General features: G+C 36.3%; 25 protein-coding genes and 1 tRNA gene. 25 read left to right on the forward strand and 1 reads right to left on the reverse strand.

Going from position 1 to position 26,286, the window contains the following annotated elements; all coding sequences use genetic code 11:
* The first annotated feature begins 146 nt into the window (after positions 1-146).
* From WKK_RS05825 to WKK_RS05885, 13 genes are all read left to right on the forward strand, one after another.
* A complete protein-coding gene (locus tag WKK_RS05825; protein WP_006845162.1) occupies positions 147-548 on the forward strand; it encodes a DUF948 domain-containing protein in 402 nt (133 codons plus the stop codon).
* Positions 548-1,153 (forward strand): hypothetical protein, encoded by a 606-nt coding sequence (locus tag WKK_RS05830; protein WP_013989754.1) that lies wholly within the window; start codon positions 548-550, stop codon positions 1,151-1,153. The genes WKK_RS05825 and WKK_RS05830 overlap by 1 nt, the downstream gene beginning before the upstream one ends.
* 18 nt (positions 1,154-1,171) lie before the next feature.
* Positions 1,172-1,408: a hypothetical protein gene (locus WKK_RS05835; protein WP_006845164.1), complete on the forward strand. Its 237-nt coding sequence runs from the start codon at positions 1,172-1,174 to the stop codon at positions 1,406-1,408.
* 363 nt (positions 1,409-1,771) lie between these two features.
* Positions 1,772-3,652, forward strand: a complete 1,881-nt coding sequence (locus WKK_RS05840) for a ribonuclease J (RefSeq protein ID WP_006845165.1) — start codon at positions 1,772-1,774, stop codon at positions 3,650-3,652.
* A 112-nt stretch (positions 3,653-3,764) separates the two neighbouring features.
* Entirely contained in the window at positions 3,765-4,670 is a 906-nt protein-coding gene (locus tag WKK_RS05845) for a hypothetical protein (protein ID WP_006845166.1), read from the forward strand.
* Between the two features lie 285 nt (positions 4,671-4,955).
* Positions 4,956-6,143 carry an elongation factor Tu gene (tuf, locus tag WKK_RS05850; RefSeq protein ID WP_006845167.1) on the forward strand — a complete coding sequence of 396 codons (1,188 nt, stop codon included), beginning with the start codon at positions 4,956-4,958 and terminating at the stop codon, positions 6,141-6,143.
* A gap of 296 nt (positions 6,144-6,439) precedes the next feature.
* Entirely contained in the window at positions 6,440-7,738 is a 1,299-nt protein-coding gene (tig, locus tag WKK_RS05855) for a trigger factor (protein WP_013989755.1), read from the forward strand.
* A 254-nt stretch (positions 7,739-7,992) separates the two neighbouring features.
* The gene (gene clpX / locus WKK_RS05860) at positions 7,993-9,234 is read left to right on the forward strand and encodes an ATP-dependent Clp protease ATP-binding subunit ClpX (protein WP_013989756.1); all 1,242 of its coding nucleotides are present in this window, start codon (positions 7,993-7,995) and stop codon (positions 9,232-9,234) included.
* 27 nt (positions 9,235-9,261) lie between these two features.
* Entirely contained in the window at positions 9,262-9,888 is a 627-nt protein-coding gene (gene yihA, locus WKK_RS05865; RefSeq protein WP_006845170.1) for a ribosome biogenesis GTP-binding protein YihA/YsxC, read from the forward strand.
* A gap of 160 nt (positions 9,889-10,048) precedes the next feature.
* On the forward strand, positions 10,049-10,267 hold the full coding sequence (locus WKK_RS05870) for a cell division protein ZapA (RefSeq protein WP_041942408.1): 219 nt from the start codon (positions 10,049-10,051) through the stop codon (positions 10,265-10,267).
* Positions 10,267-10,803, forward strand: a complete 537-nt coding sequence (locus WKK_RS05875; protein WP_013989758.1) for a CvpA family protein — start codon at positions 10,267-10,269, stop codon at positions 10,801-10,803. The genes WKK_RS05870 and WKK_RS05875 overlap by 1 nt, the downstream gene beginning before the upstream one ends.
* 193 nt (positions 10,804-10,996) lie before the next feature.
* Positions 10,997-13,393, forward strand: coding sequence for an endonuclease MutS2 (locus tag WKK_RS05880; protein WP_013989759.1), 2,397 nt, complete (start codon positions 10,997-10,999; stop codon positions 13,391-13,393).
* 136 nt (positions 13,394-13,529) lie between these two features.
* Positions 13,530-14,369, forward strand: coding sequence for an aldo/keto reductase (locus WKK_RS05885; protein WP_013989760.1), 840 nt, complete (start codon positions 13,530-13,532; stop codon positions 14,367-14,369).
* 107 nt (positions 14,370-14,476) lie between these two features.
* Here the strand turns inward: WKK_RS05885 and WKK_RS05890 are convergent.
* Positions 14,477-14,548 (reverse strand) — tRNA-Glu (locus WKK_RS05890).
* A 262-nt stretch (positions 14,549-14,810) separates the two neighbouring features.
* Here WKK_RS05890 and coaBC point away from each other — a divergent pair.
* The 12 genes from coaBC (at position 14,811) to era (ending at position 26,268) form a co-directional block, all read left to right on the forward strand.
* Complete coding sequence (gene coaBC / locus WKK_RS05895) at positions 14,811-16,019, forward strand: bifunctional phosphopantothenoylcysteine decarboxylase/phosphopantothenate--cysteine ligase CoaBC (protein WP_006845175.1); 1,209 nt, start codon at positions 14,811-14,813, stop codon at positions 16,017-16,019.
* On the forward strand, positions 16,020-17,183 hold the full coding sequence (locus tag WKK_RS05900) for a hydroxymethylglutaryl-CoA synthase (protein WP_013989761.1): 1,164 nt from the start codon (positions 16,020-16,022) through the stop codon (positions 17,181-17,183). It begins immediately after the preceding gene.
* A gap of 110 nt (positions 17,184-17,293) precedes the next feature.
* Complete coding sequence (locus tag WKK_RS05905) at positions 17,294-17,734, forward strand: nucleoside 2-deoxyribosyltransferase (RefSeq protein ID WP_006845177.1); 441 nt, start codon at positions 17,294-17,296, stop codon at positions 17,732-17,734.
* Positions 17,735-17,762: 28 nt separating this feature from the next.
* On the forward strand, positions 17,763-18,662 hold the full coding sequence (locus tag WKK_RS05910) for an N-acetylmuramoyl-L-alanine amidase family protein (protein WP_013989762.1): 900 nt from the start codon (positions 17,763-17,765) through the stop codon (positions 18,660-18,662).
* Between the two features lie 280 nt (positions 18,663-18,942).
* Positions 18,943-20,271: a histidine--tRNA ligase gene (gene hisS / locus WKK_RS05915; RefSeq protein WP_006845179.1), complete on the forward strand. Its 1,329-nt coding sequence runs from the start codon at positions 18,943-18,945 to the stop codon at positions 20,269-20,271.
* A 2-nt stretch (positions 20,272-20,273) separates the two neighbouring features.
* A complete protein-coding gene (aspS, locus tag WKK_RS05920; protein WP_013989763.1) occupies positions 20,274-22,073 on the forward strand; it encodes an aspartate--tRNA ligase in 1,800 nt (599 codons plus the stop codon).
* 18 nt (positions 22,074-22,091) lie between these two features.
* Positions 22,092-22,973 carry a YitT family protein gene (locus WKK_RS05925; RefSeq protein ID WP_006845181.1) on the forward strand — a complete coding sequence of 294 codons (882 nt, stop codon included), beginning with the start codon at positions 22,092-22,094 and terminating at the stop codon, positions 22,971-22,973.
* A gap of 136 nt (positions 22,974-23,109) precedes the next feature.
* Positions 23,110-23,295: a 30S ribosomal protein S21 gene (rpsU, locus tag WKK_RS05930; protein ID WP_006845182.1), complete on the forward strand. Its 186-nt coding sequence runs from the start codon at positions 23,110-23,112 to the stop codon at positions 23,293-23,295.
* A 259-nt stretch (positions 23,296-23,554) separates the two neighbouring features.
* On the forward strand, positions 23,555-23,998 hold the full coding sequence (locus tag WKK_RS05935; protein ID WP_006845183.1) for a GatB/YqeY domain-containing protein: 444 nt from the start codon (positions 23,555-23,557) through the stop codon (positions 23,996-23,998).
* Positions 23,999-24,354: 356 nt separating this feature from the next.
* Complete coding sequence (gene ybeY, locus WKK_RS05940; protein ID WP_013989764.1) at positions 24,355-24,837, forward strand: rRNA maturation RNase YbeY; 483 nt, start codon at positions 24,355-24,357, stop codon at positions 24,835-24,837.
* Entirely contained in the window at positions 24,815-25,270 is a 456-nt protein-coding gene (locus tag WKK_RS05945) for a diacylglycerol kinase family protein (RefSeq protein WP_006845186.1), read from the forward strand. The genes ybeY and WKK_RS05945 overlap by 23 nt, the downstream gene beginning before the upstream one ends.
* Positions 25,271-25,359: 89 nt before the next feature.
* Positions 25,360-26,268, forward strand: coding sequence for a GTPase Era (gene era / locus WKK_RS05950; RefSeq protein WP_013989765.1), 909 nt, complete (start codon positions 25,360-25,362; stop codon positions 26,266-26,268).
* The last annotated feature ends 18 nt before the right edge of the window (positions 26,269-26,286 follow it).

Consider the following 26,286-nt stretch of genomic DNA (forward strand, 5'->3'; position numbering starts at 1 on the left):
ATTTAATTTAAATAAAGATTATAGTTATAGGTATGTATTAAGTTATTAAGATCATAGAATATATTTAGGTCAAAGGTAAGTAATTAATACATTTACCGTGTATAATTAAGTTAGATAATAAAAACTATAAAAACGAGGACATGATTATGACACCAGGAGATATTTCATTTTTAATTATTGCCATTGCCATTTTAGCATTGGTCTTGTTTATCGGTTATTTTTTAGTACAATTAAGTGCAACTTTAAATTCAGTGACTCAAGATGTAAAATTAATCGCGCATGATGCTGATGACCTTTTGATTAATACCAATGATCTTTTGAAAGACGTGAACGGTAAAATGGTCACGGTTGATCCAGTTTTTAAAGCAGCCGGAGATTTGGGAATAAGTGTTTCTGAATTGAATGAATCTGTTAGAAAAATTAAAGAAAAATCTGGTAAGAAAAAAAGTGGATTAGGTTTTAGTTTAGGAACGGCTGCAACAACAGCTAATATGTTTTTTAATATGAGAAATAAGAGCAAACAAAAAGCAAGTCGGAGGGGAAAATAATGAAAAATTTAACTAAAGGAATTTTATTAGGAACTTTAACAGCGGGGGTTGCAGCAGCAACGGCTTATTATCGTTCACTATCACCAATGCAAAAAGAGGCAGTACAAGATCGCTTCTTAGATCAATTGGCAGCAAGCAAAGTAAAAATGGATCAGTTAAAGAATGATACAACGGATCACTTTAATATTTTAATGAGTGAACTAAGATATGCACAAGAAAATGATGAAGGGTGGCAAATTTTATTAGCTGATTTCAAGCAAGAATATATAAATCTTAGTAATCAAGCTAAAAACCAATATACTTATTGGCAGCAAGCATTGGCTGAACAGGTAGATGCTCATTTAGATATTGATGTTCCTGGCACAATGGATCAGATTCAATCTAACTACTCAGAAATCAAGAGTCAAGCAGCCAAAGTTTTTGCGGAAGCAAAGAGTAATTTAGTAGCTGATCATCAAAACTCAAAAAATGAAGTTGATAAAAAAATTGATGAAGCTCAAGCTGAATTTGATATCGTTTTAGATGCGCAACAAGCAGACGTTAAAGCTGCCTTAGGTTTAGCTGAGGATGTGATACCAACGAGATTAAGTAAGATCCATAATTAAGATGAAAGAGGGCCTATTATGGTAATTTTATCATGGATTATTATCGGTTTAGCGCTCATTCTATTGTTGGGATTTAGTTATTGGTTTATTCGTAAAACTAAAGTACAATTGGCAGTTTTACTAGGAGTAAGCGAGATATTACAACGTGAGTCTGAACCAGTTTTAGAACAGGTTGAGAAGTTGCAGGTGACGTTAGTCGAAAAACAAGCCCAAATGGAACGAGCTCAAGCTGATTTTAATGATCATAAAGATTAATATTAATATAACGGGTGTTTAAGAATGTGGGATAATATCATTTAAATCATGAATCTTTTGACACTTTTATAGAGGTCGGGACATTTTTGTTCTAACCTCTTTTTTAAATTCACTGCTAATATAATATGGATGAAAGTAGCGTATCCATCTGCTTTAGGAAAATATATTATTAATAATAAATTAAACCATTAAAATAGGAATTAATGATTATTAATATTAAATCTTTTGGTTAGAATAAATTGGACCAATTAAAAGTAATGTTTGATTGGTTCAAACGGTATGTTAAACTTAATATATTGATAAAACGTTTAGGAAACTTTTCCTTTGAATAAAAAATAAAAATGAAAATGGACATAAAATAATATGAGTAGTAATTTAACGATTATGCCGTTTGGTGGAATGCGCGAAAACGGTAAAAACATGTATGCAATTACAGTTGGTGAAGATATTTTCATTCTAGATGCTGGTTTGCAGTACCCTGAGAGTGATCTTTTAGGGGTTGATGTTGTGATTCCTGATTTTAAGTATCTAGTAGAACATGCAGACCAAATTGCAGGAATATTCTTAACCCATGGGCATGCAGACGCTATTGGTGCATTGCCTTATCTTTTGAAACAAATTTCAGCACCTATTTTTGGTTCAGAGTTAACAATTGAGCTTGCTAAATTGGCAATCAATAATGATTCTGAAATCAAGAGTTTCGACGATTATCATGTGGTGAAGGGAAGTCAAGAAATTGATTTTGGAGCAGTTAAGATTTCTTTCTTTGAAACCACGCATACCATTCCCGATTCTTTGGGGATTGTCGTTGGTACGCCAGAAGGACAAATTGTCTATACCGGTGATTTTAAGTTTGATACCACAGCACAAGGTGCTTATCAAAGTGATTTAATGCGTTTAGCTGAAATTGGCCGTAAAGGGGTAAAAGCTCTTTTGATTGATGCAGCTGGGACTGGTAATATTGGGCAAACTGCGCATGAATCAGAAATTGCTAAGTATATTTTTGAAACTTTCCGGCACCATGCTGGACGGATTATTGTGGCATCAGCTGCCTCAAATATTCAACGTATACAACAAGTAATTAACGCTGCTTTTCAAAATCAACGAAAACTGGTATTATCAGGAAATGATATTGAAAAGGTTGTTCGAACAGCACTTAATCTGGGTAAATTGGACTTACCAATTCCTGAGAATGAGTTGTTTGTGTCGTTAAAAAATATGGATTCCTTAAAGCCAGAAGAAACTGTCATTTTGGAAACTGGTAAGATGGGAGAACCTGTTCGACATCTTCAACGGATGGCGCATGGGGATGATCGTAATATCAAGATTCAAACAGGAGATCTTGTTTTCATAACAACGACTCCGTCTACTGCAATGGAAGGTTATGTTGCCCGAACTCGAGACATGTTGTTCCGAGCAGGAGCTGATGTTAAACAAATTTCAAATGATATGAAATCATCTGGACATGCTTCTAAGAATGATTTTCAAATGATGTTGAATTTGATGAAACCGGAAAATATTTTACCGGTTCAAGGGGAATATCGTTTATTAAATTCAGGTGCTCGAGCAGCCAAAGAATTGAATTATTCTGATGACAATATCTTTATTTTGGAAAATGGGGATCGATTGGTCTTAGAAGAAAATGGTAAATTTGAATTGAGCGGCTCAATTCAAGTTAATGCTACTATGATTGACGGATCTGGTGTTGGTGATATTGGATCAATCGTCTTAAATGACCGACGTATTTTGTCAGAAGATGGTGTTTTCATTGCAGTGATCACGATTGATCGTAAGAAAAAGAGAATTGTGGCAAATGCTAAAATCGATTCACGAGGTTTTGTATATGTTAAAACTTCACGTGAATTGATGAAAGAAGCAACAGAATTAGTTGAAACTACTGTAGCTGCGGGGATCAAAAATTCTAAAGAATTTGATTGGGGTAATTTAAAGAGCTCTGTTCGTGATGCCTTAGGTAAGTTTTTGTACGATCAAACACATCGTAAGCCAGTGATTTTACCGGTTATTATGGAAGCTAATCAAAATGGACGTCGACGCCGAAGCCCTAATAAAAAGGGGGATGAACATCAAAGTTCCCCTAAGAATAGTAACCAAGAATCATCGAAAAAAGAAGTAACAAATAATAAAACTGAAAATAAGCCTAATAGTAATAAAAAGCGTCCTCGCCATAAGCGACCAAACGAAAATAATGTCAAAGCCAATGACGTTAATGAAACTAAAAATTAATTTTATTTAAGGGGTTGAAATTATATTATTTCAACTTCTTATTTTTTTCTAAAAAATCTAGTAAGATATTTTAGTGAAATTAAACACATAAAGAGTAGAAAGGAAACTGTTAATGGTAGAAAAAAATAATGAATTTCAAAAATATTTTATAGCTGGTCAACAAGCATTGAACGATCAAGATTGGCTTAGAGCAAATGAACAACTAGAAAAAGCCTATATTTTAGAACAGACTGATGCAGTCTTGTTGATGTTAGTTACAAGTTTGGAACAAAGCGAACAGTATCAACAGGCTTGGGGCCTCATTCGGACCAATGAGTCATTATTTAAAACTTCAGAGACACAAGCCTATTTATACGTTGAAATTGCTTTAGCAAATCAAATGTATCTAGCTGCTTGGGAATTTGCGGTGACAACAACTTGGGCGGAAGAACTAGTTAATAAAGTTCAATTCCAGGAAAATAAAGATCAAGTCGAATTATCACAAACAATTAAAAACCGCGCACGACATTTCTTTAATCTAAGTGATGTAAATTTGGCTGAACAAGCTGAACGTTTACAAACAGCAGAAATGTTACCGAGAAATTATTATTTACAAGGGGCTAAAACCTTGTTGGTTGACCCATTTTTACCAGCAATTACCCGTTCAACTTTGGTGGATCGATTACGTCGCTTAAAAGTATCAGAAGAATTAGAATTTTTATGGTTGGATCAACAATATAAAAAAATGATTCCCAGTCAATTGGAATCACTTGAAGAAATACCATTCTGGAAAAAATTAACTAAGGCCTTGCAAAATGGTATATATCAAGATGATCCAGTCATTCTAGAAGGTTTAGAAAGACAAATTTATTTAGAAATGACGTTAAGTTACCCACATTTTCCAACTTTTTACTTAGATGCAGATGCTTGGATTCAGACAGAAATGTTGGGACTTCATACGTTGATCGATCAAAAAGAAACACCTGAACAAGAAAAATATCATCGGCTATTGTTAAACGAACAGGCTAAATTAATTTAAAGTTCAGGCTAAATGAAATGTTTTAGTTAATAAAATTCATTAAAAAGATCGATTTAATTTAAAAAAGACGAAAAACGTTAAATTGTTGTTACATTAAAGAAAAAACATATTTACAAACCAATTTTGGTCTTATATAATTATTAACAGCTTCCCAAAGGGGAGAAATCAATTAAATTATTTTCGAATGGGTTGTTTATACTATTATACTTTTGGGGTATAATGGTTTTAGCAACTTTTAAGTTGTAAACAATGTTTTCGACTTACGAAAATTAGGAGGATATGCTTTTGGCTAAGGAACACTACGAGCGGACAAAGCCGCACGTTAATATTGGAACTATTGGACACGTCGACCACGGTAAGACTACTTTGACTGCTGCAATCTCAAAGGTTTTGGCTGATAAGGGATTAGCAAAGCAACAAGACTTTGCTGCGATTGACGCTGCACCTGAAGAACGCGAACGTGGAATCACGATCAACACTGCTCACATCGAGTATGAGACTGAAGCACGTCACTATGCCCACATCGATGCCCCTGGGCACGCGGACTACGTTAAGAACATGATCACTGGAGCCGCTCAAATGGACGGTGCCATCTTGGTTATCGCCGCTACTGACGGACCAATGCCACAAACTCGTGAGCACATCTTGTTGGCTCACCAAGTTGGTGTTGAATACTTGATCGTCTTCTTGAACAAGACTGACTTGGTTGATGATGATGAATTGACTGACTTGGTTGAGATGGAAGCACGTGAATTGCTTTCAGAATACGATTTCCCTGGAGATGATGTACCATTCATCCGCGGTTCAGCTTTGAAGGCCTTAGAAGGTGATGCTGAACAAGTTAAGGTTATCGAAGAATTGATGGATACTGTTGATTCATACATCCCAACTCCAGTACGTGATACTGACAAGCCATTCTTGATGCCTGTCGAAGATGTATTCACTATCACTGGACGTGGAACAGTTGCTTCAGGTCGTATCGACCGTGGAACTGTTGTATTGAACGATGAAGTTGAAATCATTGGTTTGAAGCCAGAAGTTCGTAAGACTGTTGTTACTGGAATCGAAATGTTCCGTAAGACAATGGACCAAGGACAAGCTGGAGATAACATCGGAGCTTTGTTGCGTGGTGTTGAACGTACTTCAATCGAACGTGGACAAGTTTTGGCAAAGCCAGGTTCAATCAAGACTCATACTAAGTTCTTGGCTGAAGTTTATGTTTTGACCAAAGAAGAAGGTGGACGTCACACTCCATTCTTCACTAACTACCGTCCACAATTCTACTTCCACACTACTGACGTAACTGGGGTTGTTCAATTGCCAGAAGGTGTTGAAATGGTTATGCCTGGAGATCACGTTACATTCGATATCGAATTGATCGCTCCAGTTGCCATTGAACAAGGTTTGAAGTTTACTGTTCGTGAAGGTGGACGTACTGTCGGTGCCGGAACTGTTTCAGAAATCAATGACTAATTTTTAATTAGACTTAATTTTTGAAGAAGTAATACTTCTCAAAAGAAGAGAGAACTTGAATTTATTCAGGTTCTCTTTTTTTAGCCATTTTTGAAAATAAAAATTTAATTAAGCTAGGAAATCATAATAAAATTATCTTCAACTCAATTCAAATTAAAAAGGGCAGAAAACATACAAAATTAACTAGTGAACCCTATGCAAACGGAATAAAGTACGATAAAATATATAAGTATGTTAATTGAAATTAACGGATTAACTAAAAATATAAGTTAATTGACTGTGGAGGAATAATTATAATGGTTGCAAATAATGCAGAATTTACACGTGGTGATGGAAATAAAGGGACTTTGAAGTTTGAAATTCCCGTTGAAGATCACGCAGCAGCAATTGATGCTGCTTTCAACAAGATCAAGGATACTTTGGATGTTCCTGGATTCCGTAAGGGTAAGATGCCTAAGCAAATGTTTATTGCCCGCTTTGGTGAAGAAGCCTTGTATGAAGATGCATTGAACTTTGCATTGCAAGAAGCATATCCTTCAGCGATTGATGCAACTGGAATCGCTCCAGTGAACCAACCTCAAATTGGTGTTGAATCATTGGAAAAGGGTCAAGCTTGGGTTATTTCAGCTGAAGTTGAAGTTGCACCTGAAATTGAATTGGGTGATTACAAAGGTTTGACTGTTAAGAAGCAAGATGTTGAAGTTTCAGATGCTGATGTTGATGCTGAAATCGAAACAATGCGTCAAGGACAAGCTGAATTGGTCTTAGCTGAAGATCATGCTGCTGAAAATGGTGACACTGTTGTTATCGACTTTGATGGATCAGTTGATGGTGATCACTTCGAAGGTGGTAAGGGTGAAAACTTTAACCTTGAACTTGGTTCAGGACAATTCATCCCTGGCTTTGAAGAACAATTAGTTGGTCATAAGGCAGACGAATCAGTTGAAGTTAAGGTAACTTTCCCAACTGATTACCAAGCTGAAGACTTGGCTGGTAAAGAAGCTGTCTTTGAGACAACAATTCATGAAGTTAAGGTTAAAGAAGTACCAGCCTTGGATGATGAATTTGCCAAGGACGTTGATGAAGAAGTTGCTGGTTTGGAAGAGTTGAAGGCTAAGACGAAGGATCGTTTGGCTGAAGCTAAGAAGAATGAAGCAGCTGAAGCTAAGGAAGATGAAGCTGTTTCATTGGCTGTTGACAATGCTAAGGTTGTTGGTGAAGAAATTCCAACAGCAATGCTTGAAGAAGATATCCACCGTCAAATGAATTCATTCTTCGCTTCAATGCAAAACCAAGGTATTTCTCAAGAAATGTATTCACAAATTACTGGTCAAACGAATGAAGATATCCATAAGCAATATGCTGAGGGTGCTGAAAATCGTGTAAAGACTAGCCTAGTTTTGGAAGCAATTGTTAAGGCTGAAGGAATTACTCCTGATCAAGCTGCAATTGATGCCGAAGTTAAGTCATTGGCAGACCAATATGGAATGGAAGAAGATGCCATCCGTAATGCTCTTACAGATGATATGTTAGCTCATGATATTGCTGTTAAGGAAGCAGTTAACACAATTGTTGACTCAGCAATCGAAGCTTAATTAAAAGTATGATAAAACTCAACTAAATTTCATGTTAATTAATGACAATTGTAATTTAGCTGATGATGTTTAATATAAAATGGAAGTACCTCATACTGGTTAGACTAGTTCTAGCTCGTGTGAGGTACTTTTTATACCTCATTTTTTAACTTGATAAAAAATAGTATTAGTAGAACTAATATGTTTGGATTTTAGTTATATTTTGTTACAATGGTATTAATTGATTTTGATAGTAAAGAAGGGGAGATAAAGTGATGATTGATACAACTGATAACACAACTGCAGCTTATTGCTCATTTTGTGGAAAATCATCAACTGAAGTAAAAAAATTAGTTGCTGGACCCGGTGTTTTTATCTGTAATGAATGTGTAGAATTAGCTCAACAAATCATTGATGAAGATTTGAAGCAAGACGCACAAGATAATCAAATTAAATTGATGACACCGGCTGAAATTGTAGCCAATTTAAATACTTATGTAGTTGGACAAGAAGACGCAAAACGTACACTTGCGGTGGCTGTCTATAACCATTACAAGCGAATTAATGCCACATTAGATCAGGACTCTGACCATGGTGAAGTAGAATTACAAAAATCTAATATTGCGATGGTCGGACCAACTGGTTCAGGTAAGACCTACATTGCACAATCGTTGGCAACTATGCTGAATGTTCCATTTGCCATTGCAGATGCTACTACCTTAACTGAAGCTGGTTATGTTGGTGAAGATGTTGAAAATATTTTGTTGAAGTTAATCCAATCTGCTGATTTTGACATTGAACGAGCTGAGCATGGAATTATCTATATTGACGAAATTGATAAAATTGCTAAAAAGTCTGAAAATGTTTCAATTACGCGAGATGTTTCAGGTGAAGGAGTTCAACAAGCTCTTTTGAAGATGATTGAAGGAACAATTGCGAATGTGCCACCTCAAGGGGGGCGTAAGCATCCAAACCAAGAATTTATTCAAATAGATACAACCAATATTCTGTTTATTGTTGGTGGTGCCTTTGCAGGAATTGAAAATATTGTTAAAGAACGTCTGGGAGCCAAGACTATCGGATTTGGTACTGATAGTGATGAAGCGCATGAGCAGGCAGATAAGAGCATTATGCAACAAATTCTGCCAGAAGATCTTATGACTTTTGGATTAATTCCTGAATTTATTGGACGTTTGCCAATCTTAACAGCCCTAGAACAATTAACAGAAGATGATTTAGTTTTAATTTTGACGAAACCTAAAAATGCTTTAACTAAACAATATGAAGCTTTGTTGGCGTTAGATGGAGTTCAATTAGAGTTTGAACCAGAGGCCCTTAAAGCAATGGCTCACTTAGCAATAGAACGTGAAACGGGTGCACGTGGACTACGTTCAATCATCGAAGAAGTTATGTTAGATGTGATGTTTGAAATTCCAAGTCGCGATGATGTGAATAAGGTAGTTATTTCAAAAGAAAATGTCGAAAAACATACCGAACCCACAGTGGTATTAAAGTAAGTTTACTTAAAAGGAGATTTAGCTCAAATGGAAGTGCATAATGTTGAAATGGTAATGTCAGCGGTAGGACCTAGTCAATATCCAACTGATAAATTACCTGAAATTGCTTTAATTGGACGTTCCAACGTTGGAAAATCTTCGTTAACGAATACTTTAATCAATCGTAAGTCGTTTGCTCGAACTTCATCCCAACCAGGAAAAACACAAACTTTGAATTTTTATAAAGTTGAGGATCAGGTGTTTTTCGTCGATGTTCCAGGATATGGTTACGCTAAAGTTTCGAAAAGTTCACGTGCAAAATTTCAAGTTATGATTGGTGAATATTTATCAAAACGACAGGTCTTAAAAGGAGTAGTTCAATTAGTTGATGCTCGACACGCACCTTCAAAAGAAGATGTTGAGATGTATCAATGGCTAACTTCTGATGAAATGGGCGGATTGCCAGTTTTAGTTGTCGCAACTAAGGCTGATAAAATTGCTCGCGGACGTTGGAATAAAGCAGAGAGTACTATTAAAAAGGAACTGCAGTTTAAGGACCAAACATCAGACTTTGAAATTTTCTCTTCTGAGACAAAATATGGAAAAGATATTGTTTGGGAATGGATTGAAGCTCGGATGTTGGATGGAACTGACTTTGCTGAAACAGATGATTAAGACGTTACAATAAACTTTGTTTATAAGGCCGGGATTTTTAATCCTAGCCTTTTTATCCATTAATTAAGTTATTTTAAGATATAACTGATAAATTCAAGTGGATCCGTTCTTATTAATGATATTGTGCTCGAACGGAATGAAGGAGGAATATAAAATGGTAATGAATCGAGTAAAAGGAAATGTACTAGGTAAAAGTTATACCTTGTCAACACCAGAAGACGAAGCTCATATGCAGGCTGTTTTTAAGTTAATTAATACACAATTAGCTGATTTACAAAAGCAGAATCCAAGTCTAGAGCAAGATGATGCATTAGTCTTAATGGCAATAAACGCTTTATCTGATCAACTTAGGATGCAACGTAAATACGAGGAAAACTAATGGTCATTACAGTTGGAATTTTAGTTCTTTTTTTGATGGCGATCATGAATGGTTATCGTAGTGGGTTAGTAAAAACTCTTTTTCGTTTTGTGGGCCGGATTATCATTTGGGTGGTAGCTGTAATGTTATCTCACAATATTGGACAATTTTTAGCAGATAACCTACAATGGTCGATTGGATCTAACTGGTCATCACCAGTAACGGACAATTTAGTGGATAAATCTAGTAGTTTCCTATATTCTGGGATCGGATTTACAATAATTACGGTAATTGGATTTTATCTTTTACACCGTTTACAAAGCGGATTGGCATTTATTAATAAGGTGCCTTTGGTTGGAACGGCTAACCGTTTAGCTGGGGCGTTGCTTAGTTTTATAATTATGTATTTAGGAGTGTTTTTCTTCTTATATATAGCTGGAGCGTTGGATATATCATTGCTACATGAGCAAATTACCTATTCAACATTAGCTCAAATTATTATGCAGCAGACTCCTATATTATCTGAAAAAATATATGAATGGTTTTTGTTAATATAAGGGAGTAAAAAAAGAGAGGTTGAGATCCAAAATCTCGACCTCTCTTTTATGCACTAAATATGATTTGAATTTATAAAAGTGTTATTAAAGTTATTTCTATTCAATTAAAGGAGCCTGTGATAAAGCCGATACTGTTATAATAAGAAACATAGATTAAAAATAAAAAATAATGATGAAGGGAATTCATATAAAAATGAATCAAAAAATTTTAGAAACCCTTGAATATGATGCTATAAAAAAACAGTTACAGAATAAAATGGTAACCGCTGGTGGTGCACAAGAATTAGCAACATTAACACCAACAGATGATGCTACAGAAATGCAACAATGGTTAGCTGAGACAGCAGATGCCATGACGATTATTCGAATGGCTGGGGGGATGCAATTAACTAGACTAGGCAATATTCAGCCTCAAATGAAGCGACTTAAAATTGATGCTGATTTGAATGGTACAGAGTTAGCCCAAGTTGGGCGGGTTTTGTTTGCAACAGGTCAGGTAAAACAATTTTTCGAAAACTTTATCTTCGATCATGATGAAAAATTATTGAATCTTCAAAGTTATGTCGATCGATTGATTACATTACCAGAAGTGACGCGTCAACTAAATCAATCAATTGATCAAGATGGTCGAATAACGGATGAAGCTTCGCCAGAATTGAAACGAGTACGTCAGCTAATTTTAGGAACGGAGAATGGTATTCGGCAAAAAATGCAAGAATACACCCGGGGTAAGATGGCTAAATATTTGTCTGATCCGATTGTAACTATTCGAAATGATCGATATGTGGTACCAGTGCGTGCTGAAAATAGAAATAAATTTGGAGGTGTTGTTCACGATCAAAGTCAAACTGGACAAACACTGTATATTGAACCAGCACCAGTTGTGGATTTAAATAATCGTTTGAAAGAGGCGCAACTAAAAGAACGGGCGGAAGAAGCACAAGTCTTGCATGATCTATCAGCGGCATTACAACCATATCAAGATGAAATTTTAGAAAATGCTAAAGTTTTGGGACATCTTGATTTTGTGAACGCTAAGGCACTTTATGCGATTGACCTGAAGGCCGTGCAACCTGAATATAGTCCAGAACAACATATTCGTTTATTACAAGCGCGCCATCCTTTATTGGATCAAAAGCAGGCAGTTGCTAATGATATTATTTTGGGCGAAGATTATACGGCGATTATTGTAACTGGACCTAACACTGGTGGGAAAACCATTACTTTGAAGACGTTGGGATTGTTACAGATTATGGCTCAATCTGGGCTATTTATTCCAGCTGATGAATATTCTACCGTTGGGATTTTTGATAATATTTTTGCTGATATTGGGGATGAACAGTCAATTGAACAATCCCTCTCAACGTTTAGCTCACACATGGTGAACATTGTTGATATTTTGGACAAAATGACGCCAAACTCATTGGTGCTTTTTGATGAATTGGGAGCAGGAACTGATCCTCAAGAAGGAGCAGCATTAGCGATGGCGATTTTAGATGCTGTCGGAGCTATAGGTGCTTATACGGTAGCGACGACCCATTATCCAGAATTGAAAGTTTATGGGTATAATCGAGTTGATACTATTAATGCCTCAATGGAATTTGATGTGGAAACATTAAGACCCACCTATCGATTTATGATTGGAATTCCGGGACGTTCTAATGCGTTAGAAATTTCAAAACGTTTGGGACTGTCGGAAAATATCATTGATCAAGCTAGCCAATTAACGAGTGACGATTCACAAGAATTAAATGATATGATTCAAGATTTGGTTGATAAAAGAAACTTGGTTACTAAGCAAAAGATTGAATTGGAACAACAATTACAGTTAAATCGAGTTAAAACCAATCAATTGGACCAAGCAACTGAAAAAATTGCAGTTGAACAAGCTACAATGTTAGAAAAGGCACAAAAAGAGGCTAATCATATTGTAGCTGAATCACGGCAAAAAGCAGATCGTATTATCGATGATTTGCATCGATTGCAACGTCAAGGCGGTAATGTGAAAGAAAATCAAATTATTGATGCTAAGGGTGCTTTAAATGCACTCCGTCAAGAACCTACCGCTGAAAATAATCGAATTTTACGACGCGCTAAAGCTAAGAAGCAGGTTAATATTGAGGTTGGAGATACGGTCTTGGTACCAGAATATGGACAACAAGGGACTATCTTACGTAAATTAAAAGATGGAAAATATGAAGTTCAAATCGGAATCCTCAAGATGGTCTTGCCAGGAGCTGAAATTGAGAAGCAAAGTGGGGTAATGGCAACTAAAGCTACCAAGACTAGTAAGCCAAAAAGTAGTGCTAAAAAAAGTCGTAGTGTCAGCACGAATCAAGCCATGAATCGTGCTAATGCCTCAGCGACACTTGATTTAAGAGGCGTTCGATATGATGCAGCGATGCACGAGTTAGATCGATTTATTGATAGTGCCTTATTGAATAATTTATCCAGTGTAGAAATTATTCACGGGAAAGGAACCGGTGCCATTCGTAAAGGTACACACGAATACCTGCGATCACATCGAGCTGTTAAAGAATTTAATTTTACGGGCCCAGATCAAGGTGCTACTTACGTTGAATTCAATTAAAAAAAACTAGTAATTTGAAACAATTGGGTGAAAAATACGCAGTTTAAAATTGCTAGTTTTTTTTATATCTTGACACAAGAAATTGGTTGAAATTACTATAATTGTTTATTTATGAAAATTAAAAGGAGCAGCTAATATGTCTAAAACATTAGAAAATAAAATTAGTTTAAATAATGGAAAACAAATGCCACAAATGGGATTAGGCGTTTACCAAATTCCAGAGGATCAAACTGCTGCAGTGGTGGAACAAGGAATTATTAATGGATACCGTTTAATTGATACAGCACAAATTTATCATAATGAAATTGGAACAGGAGTAGGAATTAAAGCTGGATTAGCTTCAGCTAATTTAAAACGAGAAGATTTATTTATTACATCTAAGATATGGAATCGTAATTTAAATTATGAGGAATCATTGGCTGCAGTGGAAGATAGCTTGACTAAATTACAATTAGATTATCTTGATTTATATTTAATTCATTGGCCTGGACAAGGGAGCTTTAAGCCAGCTTGGCAAGCGTTAGAAACAATGTATAAAGCTGGAAAAATTAAAGCGATTGGGGTTAGTAACTTTAATACTGAGCATTTAGCCACCCTTGATACTTTTAAAACAGTTGAACCTGTAATTAATCAAATTGAATTACATCCAGCTTTAACGCAGCTACCCTTACGCTCAATTCTAGCTGAACGTAAGATTGTAACCGAAGCTTGGTCACCGTTGATGCAAGGAAAACTATTTACCGAGCCATTATTAGTACAATTAGCTGAAAAATATCATAAGAATCCGGCCCAAATTATTTTAAAGTGGGATCTTCAACAAGGATTAGTTGTTATTACAAAGTCGGTAAATCCTGATCGCTTAAAAGCGAATGCAGATTTAGATGATTTTGAATTAACAGCGGTTGAAGTGGATGCGATTAGTGCTTTGAATCAGAATGTTCGAGTTGGTCCAGATCCAGCTGAATTTGATTTTTAATAAAACATGACAAAATAAAAAGGCTGAGGTAATCCTCAGCCTTTTTAAATTATTTTTAAGTAAAAAAAATAAGCAATTCTACTTTACGTAGAATTACCTATGGACGATAGCTCATCAGGGAGTCGAACCCTGGATGCCGGTGTGAAAAACCGGAGTCTTAACCGCTTGACCAATGAGCCATGATGACTTGTTGTCGCTTAACAACAAATAATATAATATCAAGAATATAAACATTATGCAAGCTTTTTTTAAAATTAATTTCTATTTTTTTCAAAATTAAAAGGGAATACATTAAAAAGCGGTGGTTATGATAAAATAAGACTTAGCAAATTAGCCATTTAAAGACCCTGTTTAGAGTTACAATTTAAAGGATGGTATGTTGAAATCAATTTTATAGTATCGATCGAAGAAAAATTTCAAGAAGCTTTGAGGTAGGATAAAATGTTTGAGAATAAAAAGATTGTTTTAATTGTGACTGGTGGCATTGCGGCTTATAAGGCAGCAATATTTGCACGACTTTTAATGAAAGCTGGTGCAACAGTTCGGGTGGTGATGACAGCAAATGCCCTTGAATTCGTAACTGAAAAAACTTTTGCGGTTTTGACGAAACAACCGGTTTTAACGGACCTCTTTAATCCAGCGCAGAGTACCCAAGTTGGACATGTTGAAATTGCTGATTGGGCTGATTATATGATGGTCGTACCGGCGACAGCTAATATTATTAGTAAAATCGCTCAAGGAATTGGGGATGATGTTGCTAGTACTGTTTTATTAGCTCGACATACACCATTATTGGTTGCACCTGCGATGAATGCAAATATGTATAATAACCCAGCCGTTCAACGGAATTTGCAACAATTAAGACAAGACCAGGTCTTAATATTAGAACCGGCTTATGGTATGTTGGCAGAAGGATATGCTGGATTAGGACGGTTGCCCGAACCTGATGAGTTATTGGCTCAGGCTGAACTAAAGCTTCGACAAATACAAGGGACTTCATTGGAAGGGCAACATTATTTAGTCACCGCGGGTGGTACAAGAGAATATTTGGATCCAGTACGTTATATTGGTAATCGTTCTTCAGGTAAAATGGGTTATGCAATTGCACAAGCCTTAACGGAGGCAGGAGCCAAAGTAACCTTGATTTCAACAGTTAACTTAAAAGTACCAGTCGGGACTGAAGTTATCTCGGTGCAATCGGCATTAGAAATGCAAGCTGAAATAGATAAACTGTTTCCTCAAAGTGACGGATTAGTAATGGCGGCAGCAGTAGCTGATTTCCGAACAGCTGAAGTCGCGACACAAAAAATTAAGAAGAATCAGAATCAAGGACTTGATTTACAGCTAACCCAAAATCCTGATTTAGTAGCTACTTTTGGTGCTAAAAAACAGAATCAAAAAGTAATTGCTTTTGCAGCGGAAACAAATGATTTAATTGAGCATGCGCAGACTAAGTTACAAAAAAAGCATGCAGATTTATTAGTTGCAAATGATGTTAGTCGAACAGATCGTGGTTTCGGGGTTGATCAAAATCAAGTGACCATTCTAGAACCAGGTCAACCAAATGAAACGTTACCATTGTTAAGTAAAATTGAAACAGCTCGCTTGATCGTGCAAAGGATCATAAAATTATCAGTAGGAGAAAATTAAATGCAAGTTGGAATTGATCAAATTAGTTTCTTTTCACCAAATTATTATATTGATATGGTTGATTTGGCCATGGCAAGAGAGCAAGACCCCAATAAATATTTAATTGGGATTGGTCAGACTCAACAAGCAGTAATACCACCAACACAAGATGCTGTAACAATGGCTGCTAATGCAGCTGAATCTATTTTAACAGACACAGATCGGGAGCAACTTGATTTAATTATTTTTGCTACCGAATCTGGAGTGGATAATTCAAAATCAGCTGCTGCTTATTTACAACGTCTATTAGGAATTCAATCATATGCTCGAACAATTGAAATTAAACAAGCTTGTTATGCTGGAACATATGGATTAATGCAAGCTCGTGATTATGTGGAATTAAATCCTAATAAAAAAGTCTTAGTAGTAGCAAGTGATATTGCTCGTTATGGGCTTGGAACTAGTGGTGAAGTGACGCAGGGTGGTGGTGCAGTAGCAATGTTAGTTACGGCTAACCCACGAATTATGACTTTAGAACGTGATAATCAATTTATGACTAAAGAAGTAATGGATTTTTGGCGGCCAGTTTATGCCACAGAAGCGCGAGTTGACGGTAAATTTTCAAACGATGTTTATCAATCATTCTTTGTGGAATTATGGGACCGTTACCGCCATATAACAGGTAAAGATATTAATGATTTTAAAGCCTTTGTCTTTCATTTGCCATACACTAAATTGGGCTTAAAAGGATTGCGTAAAATTTTGCCAGAAGCGGATGAAGCCAAGCAAATTAGCCTCTTGGAACAATTTGAAGCGAGCCGTGTAGATAATAAGAATATTGGTAATTTGTACACTGGTTCATTGTATCTTAGTCTGCTTTCATTATTGAATCATAGTCATGACTTGATTGCTGGTGATCGAATCGGATTATTTTCATATGGATCAGGGGCTGAAGGAGAATTTTACTCTGGTATTATTCAAGAAAACTATCAAGAAGCTTTGGTTACGGATCAAATGGAAAATATTTTATCAAATCGAACTAAGCTATCAATTCTAGAATATGAAACAATGTTTAATAGCGCTTTAATGGGCGCAGATGATCGACAATTGGATGGGACTAAAGATCCTGCTAAATATATTTTAACGGGTCTAAGAGAAGAGCGACGCCAATACGAGCAGCATTGATATGAAAGCTGGATATAATTAAGGGTGGTTTACACCTTATAATTAGAGTAAAATAATTGAGTAATAGACGACCATGAACCGCACGTTGATTTAGGAAGAGGACATTTATAATGAAAAACATTTATTTGGCTGGGCCATTTTTTAGTGACGAACAAATCGCACGTTTAGAACGAGTAGAAGCTGCTTTGGAAAAGAATCCAACGGTAGCATCGTTTTATAGCCCTTTCCGGCATCAATTAGAAGATCTTGAATTTGGCTCAAAAGAATGGGCTGAAGCAGTTTTTGATGAAGATCGTCGTGAATTGCATAATTCTGAAGTAGTCGTTGGAATTGTTGATTATCAAGATGAACATGTCGACCCAGGAACAGCTTGGGAATTGGGTTATGCTGGTATGCAAGAAAAGCCAGTTATTGTATTCAAGGAAAAAGACGGTGGAATTAATATCATGATTTCTGTTCCTGGTCATGCGTTTGTTAAAGATGCAACAGACCTTGCTGAATATGATTTCGATGCTCTTCCAAAGGGTGACTGGGATGGACCAGTCTTCTAAAGACAATTAAGCAGGGGTAGTAGCGGGAATGTTGCGACGTGGATTGGATATAATCAAGAAATTTTTAATACGTTTCTGGCTCCCTTTGGGGATTACAATCGGAATGTTGGCAATTGCAATTACATTTACGATGGTACTATTAGCTCGACAACAAATTACGGTTCATATCAGTAACATAACTGTTCGCCAAGGACCAGACGTTTTAAAATCAGCTGAAGGAATTTTAAAAAAGGGTGAACACCTAAATATTTTGGACCGAGATAATGGTTGGTACAAAATTCAGCGTGAGGATGAGACCACAGGTTGGGTGGCAGGTTGGTTGCTGGAGCGTAAAGAACCTGTAAAGCATATGAACTTGTTGTCAGAGGCAACGATTGAATTGGACCCAGGTCATGGTGGCTCAGATAATGGAGCGTCAAGTATTGATAAAAAACATTTTGAAAAAAATTATACTTTATCTTTGGCGCAAAAGACTAAAAATGAGTTAGAAAAAAATTATGGAACACGAGTTTTTATGTCACGTGACGATGATCGTGTTGTTGGCTTATTGAAGATTCCAAAGGTGGGTGAATCACATCGAGCGAATGCTTTTGTCTCATTCCATTTTGATTCAACGGAAGAAAATAATACCGGAAGTGGTTTTACGGCTTACTACGGAAAAGAAGACAATGGTTCGCAAGAATTGGCTCAATATTTGAATAGTTCAATGGCACCAACGATGCCAATTAAAAACTTAGGAGTTAAACAAGCTGATTATATGGTTTTGAAATATAATTCAGTCCCAGCAGCATTGCTTGAAAATGGTTATATCAATTCAAGTCGTGATTTTAAAAATATTAAAAATGTAGATTATCAGAAAAAGATTGCTAAGCGAGTTCCGCTAGGGTTAGAGCAGTACTTGAATTATCAAGCAAAACAAGCAGAATAACTTGAAAAAACAAGTTAATTAAGGGATAATTAATTTTAATTAATAAAGAACCTATGAGAAAGATTATCTCGTGAAAAATGTTTAGCGAACGGGGATTGGTGGAAGCTCGTCATTTAATTCATTAGTGGACACTTTTAAGGTCGCATTTGCGCGTTTGCCTCGTTACGGTATTTAAAGTACAAACTAAGGTGGTACCGTGCTCTCAAGCGCCCTTGACGATTTTTTTAGTCAGGGGCGCTTTTTATTATTTATTCATATAAAAGATTGGAAGGATACTCAAATGGCACAAAGTATGTATCAAAAGCCCAAAGGAACGGCTGATTTATTACCCGGAGAATCACATAAATGGCATTATGTAGAGGAAACGGCACGCTTATTATTTGGTGATTACCAATATCAAGAAATTAGAACGCCTATTTTCGAAAGTTTTGAAGTTTTTTCAAGAACCTCAGGTGATACTTCTGATGTGGTAACAAAAGAAATGTATGATTTTAATGATAAAGGAGATCGACATTTAGCATTGCGTCCAGAAGGAACGGCGGGGGTAGTTCGTTCCTTTGTTGAAAATAAATTATTTGGACCGGAGTATCAAAAACCATATAAAGCATTTTATATTGGACCAATGTTTCGTTATGAACGACCTCAAGCTGGTAGAATGCGTCAATTCCATCAAATTGGGGTCGAAGCATTTGGGGCAGATGATCCATCACTAGATGCAGAAATGATCGCTATGGTGGTAGACTTCTTTCAAACTTTAGGTCTTTCAAATTTGAAAGTTGTGGTAAACACTTTAGGTGATGTAGAGTCACGTCAAGCGTATCGTCAAGCTTTGATTGATTATTTAACTCCTCACTTTTCTGAATTGTCACATGATTCGCAAGTGCGTTTGGAAAAAAATCCGCTACGAGTATTAGATTCAAAAGATGCTAAGGACCAAGAAATTGTGGCAGATGCTCCTTCAATTCTAGATTACCTTTCTGTTGATGCTAAGGCTCGATTTGAGAAACTTCAAATCTTATTAGATGCGTTGGGAATTGAATATGAAATTGATGCTAATGTTGTTCGCGGATTGGATTATTATAATCACACAATTTTTGAAGTAATGACTCAATCAAAGGCATTAGGACATGGATGGACTACTATTGCTGGAGGAGGACGTTATAACGGACTAGTTGAAGAATTAGGCGGACCTGAATTGTCAGGAATCGGATTTGGAATTGGACTAGAACGTTTAATGCTCTTGTTAGAGAATGAAAATGCAGTTCTACCTGAGGCACCGACTCTTGATCTTTATGTAGCTAATCAAGGTGATGGCACCGATTTGGTGGCTTTGCAATTAGTTCAAGCAGCTCGTTCGTTTGGCTATTCAGTTGATCGAGATTACTTGCAACGTAAATTAAAGGGACAATTTAAGTCAGCTGATCGTCAAAAAGCACGATATGTGGTGGTGATTGGGGACCGCGAATTAGAAACTCAGAGTGCTAATTTAAAGAATATGCAAACTGGAAAAGAAGTTAATCTTAAATTGGCTGAATTGTACACGAATTTGCCCACTTATTTAACTGATGAAAATGATGTAGACGAAGATAATAATATGGAGGCTGAATAGAGATGCAGCGCACAAACTATGCAGGATTGATTGATGAAGAGTATTTGGGACAAACGGTTACTCTTCAAGGTTGGGTACAAAAACGTCGTGATTTAGGGGCTTTGATTTTCGTAGATCTTCGTGATCGCGAAGGTTTAGTACAGTTGACTTTTTCAGATGATGTTAGTGAATCTGCATTAAAGGTTGCTGATCAATTACGGACTGAATTTGTTATTGAGGTGCAAGGGAAAGTTGCTTTACGTGAAGCGGGGGTTAATCCTAATTTGCGTTCCGGAAAAATTGAAGTACAAGTGCAAAGTGCTAAAATTTTAGCCACAGCTAAAACCACGCCTTTTAATATTGATGATAACGTAGACGCTTCTGACGAATTACGTTTAAAGTATCGCTATTTGGATCTTCGTCGTCCAGTCATGCAAAAGAATTTAAGAATTCGATCAAAGATTACGGCGGCTACTCATGAATTCTTGGATGACAATGGTTTCATTGATATTGAAACCCCTTATCTGGCAAAGTCAACACCCGAAGGAGCTCGTGACTATTTAGTTCCATCACGGGTCAATCCAGGATCGTTTTATGCTTTGCCCCAATCACCTCAGCTGTTTAAGCAATTATTAATGGGAGCTGGATTCGATCGTTATTATCAAGTTGCGCGTGCCTTTCGTGATGAAGATTTGCGTGGAGATCGTCAACCAGAATTTACTCAATTAGATGTCGAAACTTCATTTATGAATCAATCTGAAATTATTGCTTTGGTGAATGAGTGGGTTGCATCTATTATGAAAAAAACCGTCAGCTATGAATTGAAGACTGACGAGATTCCAACATTAACTTGGCAAGCATCCATGGACCGCTTTGGAACGGATAAGCCAGACTTACGTTTTGACATGGAATTGATTGATTTGACAAGCTTTATGCAAAATTCAACATTTAGTGTTTTTGCTAAGGCGGTTGCTAATCAAGGACAAGTTAAAGCCATTGTTGTTCCAGGTGCTGCCGATAACTATTCACGTAAGGATCTCGATAAAAAAGCTCAATTCGTAGAGCGTTTTGGAGCCAAGGGACTACCTTGGTTAAAAGTGACTGATGAAGGATTGAAAGGTCCAATTGCTAAATTCTTTAACGAAAATGAAGCAGAATTATTGGCCGCTACTAATGCGAATGTAGGTGATTTATTGGTGTTTGCAGCTGACCAGGCTAGTGTAGTAGCAGGATCTTTGGATGCTTTGCGTCGAATGTTTGCTAAAGAACAAAATTTGATTGATGAACAAAAATGGGCTTTTGCTTGGATTATTGATTGGCCATTATTTGAATATCAACCTGAAGAGGACCGATGGATCTCGGCTCATCACCCATTTACTATGCCAAATGAAGAAGATATTGAACTGTTAGATACGGTTGAAGGCGCTCATCAAGCGCATGCTCAATCCTATGATTTGGTCTTAAATGGTTATGAATTGGGATCTGGTTCAATTCGTATTCACCGTATGGATATTCAAGAAAAGATGCTTCATGCACTTGGGTTTACACCAGAAGCAGCACAAGAAGCGTTTGGATTCTTACTAGAAGGAATGGAATATGGATTCCCTCCAATGGGTGGAATTGCCTTGGGATTAGATCGGTTAGCTATGATTTTAGCAGGAACTGAAAATATTCGTGAAGTGATTGCGTTCCCTAAAAATTCAAAGGGAAGCGAGCCGATGACTGAAGCCCCACTACCAGTTTCAAAGCAACAATTAGCAGAACTAGAGCTAACTGCGCCTGTTTATGCTGATACAAAGACGCCGAATTTATCAGAAGAATAATGAGGAATTAATAATTTTATGCAAACAGTAAAAGACTATATGCGAGGCCATGAATACACAAGTCGTTTAACGGCGGCTGTTGTTTACGCAGTGTGTGCGGCGATTGCTTTGAACTTCTTTTGGACTAACGGGCATATTTATTCTTCAGGTTTTACTGGGTTAGCTCAGTTGCTTAACACGGTTTTAACTAAAGCTTTTGGCGTTCCGCTACCAATTTATATTATTTTTGTCCTATTAAATATTCCTTTGTTATTATTTTCAATTAAAAATATTGGAGGACGGTTTACTTTCTTTACAGCTGTGGCTATTTTCCTAGCATCATTTGCGATGCGGTTTGTTGTTGGACCAGAGCACCCTTGGACTCAAGATCCATTGATGGACGCCATTTTTGGGGGATTGATCAATGGATTTGGAACTGGATTTGCTTTACGTAATGGCTTATCAACTGGTGGCTTAGATATCATTGGAATTGTATTGCGCCGTAAATATGGGATTAATATGGGGAATGCCAATTTAATCTTTAATTTCTTTATTTTGTTAGGAGCAGGTTTCTTATTTGGACCTAAATATGCTTTATATACAGCGATTGGATTAGTTGTTAATGCACGAATGATTGATGCGTTATATACTCGTCAACAGAAGATGCAAGTGATGATTATTACAGAACGTCCTCAGGAAGTAGCTGATTCGTTACAGAATAATTTACGTCGCGGAATTACAATTATTCATCACGCAGAGGGTGCATATAATCATCGACCAAAAGAAATTTTGTTCACAGTAATTTCTTTGTATGAAGAAATTGATGCATATCATGCTATTGATCAAGCTGATCCTAAGGCATGGTCATCGATGTGGAAAATTGAACGAACCTTCGGACGGTTCTATGAACCACGATTATAGTAGTTTGGTAAATATCGTTTAATTTGTTACTAGTTATAAAAACCTTGCTTTGAGGGTGAAGGTTTGGTAATATTTATTATTGAACATAGTGTGGGTCTTATTGACTAATTAAACACGAGAAAGGAGGGAATTTATCATGACAAAGACTGTTGTTCGTAAGAATGAGTCTCTTGATGATGCTCTCCGTCGTTTCAAACGTGGTGTGTCAAAAGATGGTACTTTGCAAGAATACCGTAAGCGCGAATACTACATCAAGCCATCAGTTCAACGTAAGTTGAAAGCTGAAGCTGCACGTAAGCGTAAGAACAAGAAGAGCCGTTAATAGGTTCAGGACCGAACTATCAATATATTGATAGTTCGGTTTTCTTTTATAAATTACGCTAAATATGGAATGCTTTAATTAAATTCGCAAGTTGAAAATTAACTAGATTTAATATTTCAATTTCATTTTTGGATTTTGTAATATTTAGCCATTAAGATTAGTGAGATATTTAATTTTTAAATTAGTAGTCGGCAGTATACATTAAGGTGTTATATGCCGTATAATTAAGTTAGAAAGAAAAAGAAATGAGGCTCTAAAGATGACATTGTTAGATACGTTAACTGCTGATATGAAAACGGCCATGAAAGCTAAAGACAAGGCAACTTTATCAGTTATTAGGATGCTAAAGGCATCAGTTTCGAATGAACAAATTAAACTTGGACATGATTTGAGTAATGAAGAAGAAGTCGCTGTGTTGTCTCGTGAATTGAAGCAACGAGTAGAAGAACGTGACTCATATCAAGCAGGCGATCGACCAGAATTGGCAGCTGCAATTGATGAACAAATGGATGTGGTAAAACGTTACATGCCTGCACAAATGTCTGAAGAAGAAGTAGAGGCTATTGTAAAAGAAACGGTGGCTAGTGTTGGGGCTACTCAAAAAAGTGATATGGGTAAAGTTATGGGCGCTTTGATGCCAAAGGTTAAAGGAAAAGCTGATGGTAAGTTAGTGAATGACTTAGTCCAAAAGTATCTCAATTAATTTTGATATAAATAGTGAGTTTGAACGGTTGATTGGCAAAAAGATAAGTTATTTTTCTTGGAGCATAAATGAATCATTCAAACTTTTTTATTAAATCTATAAAAATTGAGCAAACGTTAGGTGTCTTATTTAATGTGCGGTATAATATATAAGATATTGTACGTGATAATGGTTAATTATTTTGGTCGATACACAGAATGTGTGGCCTTTATAAACCAAAATTAAGATAGGATACTTATCTTGATTTCAATGCTGATCTAAATGATGTAGTATATTCACTCGACTATGGGTGCAATTATATGAGAATATAATTGATATGAAATGAAAATTATAAAAGATTCAGGAGATGAATGATAATGGATTTGGCGATTTATGATCAAACGAAGCTAGGGGTGCCTAGTGACCAAATAGATTTGGTTAAAAACGTTTTAGAATTTGCAGGTAATTATCTAGAACTACCCGTAAATACTGAGATGTCAGTAACGTTTGTCAATAATGATGAGATTCAACGAATTAATCGGGAATATCGAGATTTGGACAAACCAACGGATGTGATTTCTTTCGCATTGGAAGATGATGATGATGATTTACCAATTATTATGGATTCGGAAATGATGTCCGAATTACCTAAAAACATTGGCGATATTTTTATTTCTGTGGATAAAGTTAAAGAACAAGCTGACTTTTTAGAACATCCTTTTGAACGTGAATTAGGATTCTTATCTGTTCATGGCTTCCTGCATTTAAATAATTATGATCATATGCGTAGTGCTGAGGATGAAAAAATAATGTTTCGTTTGCAACGGGAGATTTTAGATGACTTTGGACTCAAACGATAATAAAAAAATCAAGCCAATAACACCCCTTGATGAGCAACAAGTGACCAAGAATTCTCATTTCTTGCAATCTTTTGGACATGCTGTGGAAGGAATTGGACAACTATTAGTACGTGAAAGAAATATGCGATTTCATTTTTTTGCGTCAGTTATAGTGATTTATTTAGGATTTCATCTTCGAATCGGGCGTCAAGACTGGCTCTGGACAGCTATGGCTATTTTTGCCGTAGTGATGTCAGAGTTCGTTAATACAATGATTGAGACTATGGTTGATTTGATCGTTGGGTATGAATATCATCCTTTGGCTAAAATTGCTAAAGATGTTGCAGCAGGGGCTGTTGTGTTTGCTGTGATGTTTGCAATGGCCGTTGGTGTTATTGTTTTTTATCCTTACGTGCTTCCAATTATTGAACAATTATTAAATTTAAAATTTTAAAATAAAAATTTAGTTTTTATAATAACTAACTTACGTATAACTAATGACAATGAAAAGTTGTCACTAACAGTGAAAAAAAGAGGAAAATAATGAGCGAGCAAGAATTTAAGTCAGGCTTTATTGCCTTAGTTGGACGTCCTAATGTTGGAAAGTCTACTTTATTGAATCAAATGATTGGTGAAAAAATCGCCATTATGTCACCAAAAGCACAAACAACACGTAACAAAATTCAAGGGATTTATACTACGACGCAAGGACAAATTGTTTTCTTGGATACGCCTGGTATTCACAAACCTCAAAATTCATTGGGTGACTATATGGTTAAAACGGCTATGTCAGCAATTCGTGAATCTGATATGGTATGGTTTTTAGTTGATGCTGAAACACCACGAGGCCGCGGAGATGATTTCATTATTAACCGCTTAAAAGAAACGAAGACGCCAGTTTACTTAATCATAAATAAAATTGATTTGGTGAAGCCTGAAGCTCTGCTAACTATGATTGCAGATTATCAATCTCAAATGGACTTTGCAGAAATATTCCCTATTTCAGCTCGTAATGGAGATGGCGTGCAAAGCTTGTTAGATTTTGCAATGCCAAAGATGGAAGTAGGACCACAATACTATCCAGCTGATCAAATTACAGATCACCCTGAACGCTTTATTATGGCCGAATTAATTCGGGAAAAGGTTCTTCAACTAACACGCCAAGAGGTACCGCATTCAGTAGCAGTCGTTATTGATAAAATTGAACGTAAAGATGAAAAGCATTTGCATATTCAAGCTACAATTATCGTTGAGCGTCCGACTCAAAAGAATATTGTCATTGGAAAACAAGGTGCGATGATTAAAGAAATCGGAATTCGAGCTCGGCGGGATATTGAACGTTTATTGGGGGACAAAGTCTTCTTAGAGACCTGGGTAAAGGTAGAAGAACGTTGGCGTGACAGGCCTCAAGCGCTTCAATCATATGGTTATAAAGAGGATTCTGATATCTAATTAAAATGATTTTTTGAG

Source organism: Weissella koreensis KACC 15510 (assembly GCF_000219805.1).
Taxonomy (GTDB): Bacteria; Bacillota; Bacilli; order Lactobacillales; family Lactobacillaceae; genus Weissella; species Weissella koreensis.

Bases quoted from the DNA above. Each gene is read 5' to 3' on its own strand.
- WKK_RS05825 (WP_006845162.1), top strand. From the start codon at position 147: ATGACACCAGGAGATATTTCATTTTTAATTATTGCCATTGCCATTTTA.
- WKK_RS05830 (WP_013989754.1), top strand. From the start codon at position 548: ATGAAAAATTTAACTAAAGGAATTTTATTAGGAACTTTAACAGCGGGG.
- WKK_RS05835 (WP_006845164.1), top strand. From the start codon at position 1,172: ATGGTAATTTTATCATGGATTATTATCGGTTTAGCGCTCATTCTATTG.
- WKK_RS05840 (WP_006845165.1), top strand. From the start codon at position 1,772: ATGAGTAGTAATTTAACGATTATGCCGTTTGGTGGAATGCGCGAAAAC.
- WKK_RS05845 (WP_006845166.1), top strand. From the start codon at position 3,765: ATGGTAGAAAAAAATAATGAATTTCAAAAATATTTTATAGCTGGTCAA.
- tig (WP_013989755.1), top strand. From the start codon at position 6,440: ATGGTTGCAAATAATGCAGAATTTACACGTGGTGATGGAAATAAAGGG.
- clpX (WP_013989756.1), top strand. From the start codon at position 7,993: ATGATTGATACAACTGATAACACAACTGCAGCTTATTGCTCATTTTGT.
- yihA (WP_006845170.1), top strand. From the start codon at position 9,262: ATGGAAGTGCATAATGTTGAAATGGTAATGTCAGCGGTAGGACCTAGT.
- WKK_RS05870 (WP_041942408.1), top strand. From the start codon at position 10,049: ATGAATCGAGTAAAAGGAAATGTACTAGGTAAAAGTTATACCTTGTCA.
- WKK_RS05875 (WP_013989758.1), top strand. From the start codon at position 10,267: ATGGTCATTACAGTTGGAATTTTAGTTCTTTTTTTGATGGCGATCATG.
- WKK_RS05880 (WP_013989759.1), top strand. From the start codon at position 10,997: ATGAATCAAAAAATTTTAGAAACCCTTGAATATGATGCTATAAAAAAA.
- WKK_RS05885 (WP_013989760.1), top strand. From the start codon at position 13,530: ATGTCTAAAACATTAGAAAATAAAATTAGTTTAAATAATGGAAAACAA.
- coaBC (WP_006845175.1), top strand. From the start codon at position 14,811: ATGTTTGAGAATAAAAAGATTGTTTTAATTGTGACTGGTGGCATTGCG.
- WKK_RS05900 (WP_013989761.1), top strand. From the start codon at position 16,020: ATGCAAGTTGGAATTGATCAAATTAGTTTCTTTTCACCAAATTATTAT.
- WKK_RS05905 (WP_006845177.1), top strand. From the start codon at position 17,294: ATGAAAAACATTTATTTGGCTGGGCCATTTTTTAGTGACGAACAAATC.
- WKK_RS05910 (WP_013989762.1), top strand. From the start codon at position 17,763: ATGTTGCGACGTGGATTGGATATAATCAAGAAATTTTTAATACGTTTC.
- hisS (WP_006845179.1), top strand. From the start codon at position 18,943: ATGGCACAAAGTATGTATCAAAAGCCCAAAGGAACGGCTGATTTATTA.
- aspS (WP_013989763.1), top strand. From the start codon at position 20,274: ATGCAGCGCACAAACTATGCAGGATTGATTGATGAAGAGTATTTGGGA.
- WKK_RS05925 (WP_006845181.1), top strand. From the start codon at position 22,092: ATGCAAACAGTAAAAGACTATATGCGAGGCCATGAATACACAAGTCGT.
- rpsU (WP_006845182.1), top strand. From the start codon at position 23,110: ATGACAAAGACTGTTGTTCGTAAGAATGAGTCTCTTGATGATGCTCTC.
- WKK_RS05935 (WP_006845183.1), top strand. From the start codon at position 23,555: ATGACATTGTTAGATACGTTAACTGCTGATATGAAAACGGCCATGAAA.
- ybeY (WP_013989764.1), top strand. From the start codon at position 24,355: ATGGATTTGGCGATTTATGATCAAACGAAGCTAGGGGTGCCTAGTGAC.
- WKK_RS05945 (WP_006845186.1), top strand. From the start codon at position 24,815: ATGACTTTGGACTCAAACGATAATAAAAAAATCAAGCCAATAACACCC.
- era (WP_013989765.1), top strand. From the start codon at position 25,360: ATGAGCGAGCAAGAATTTAAGTCAGGCTTTATTGCCTTAGTTGGACGT.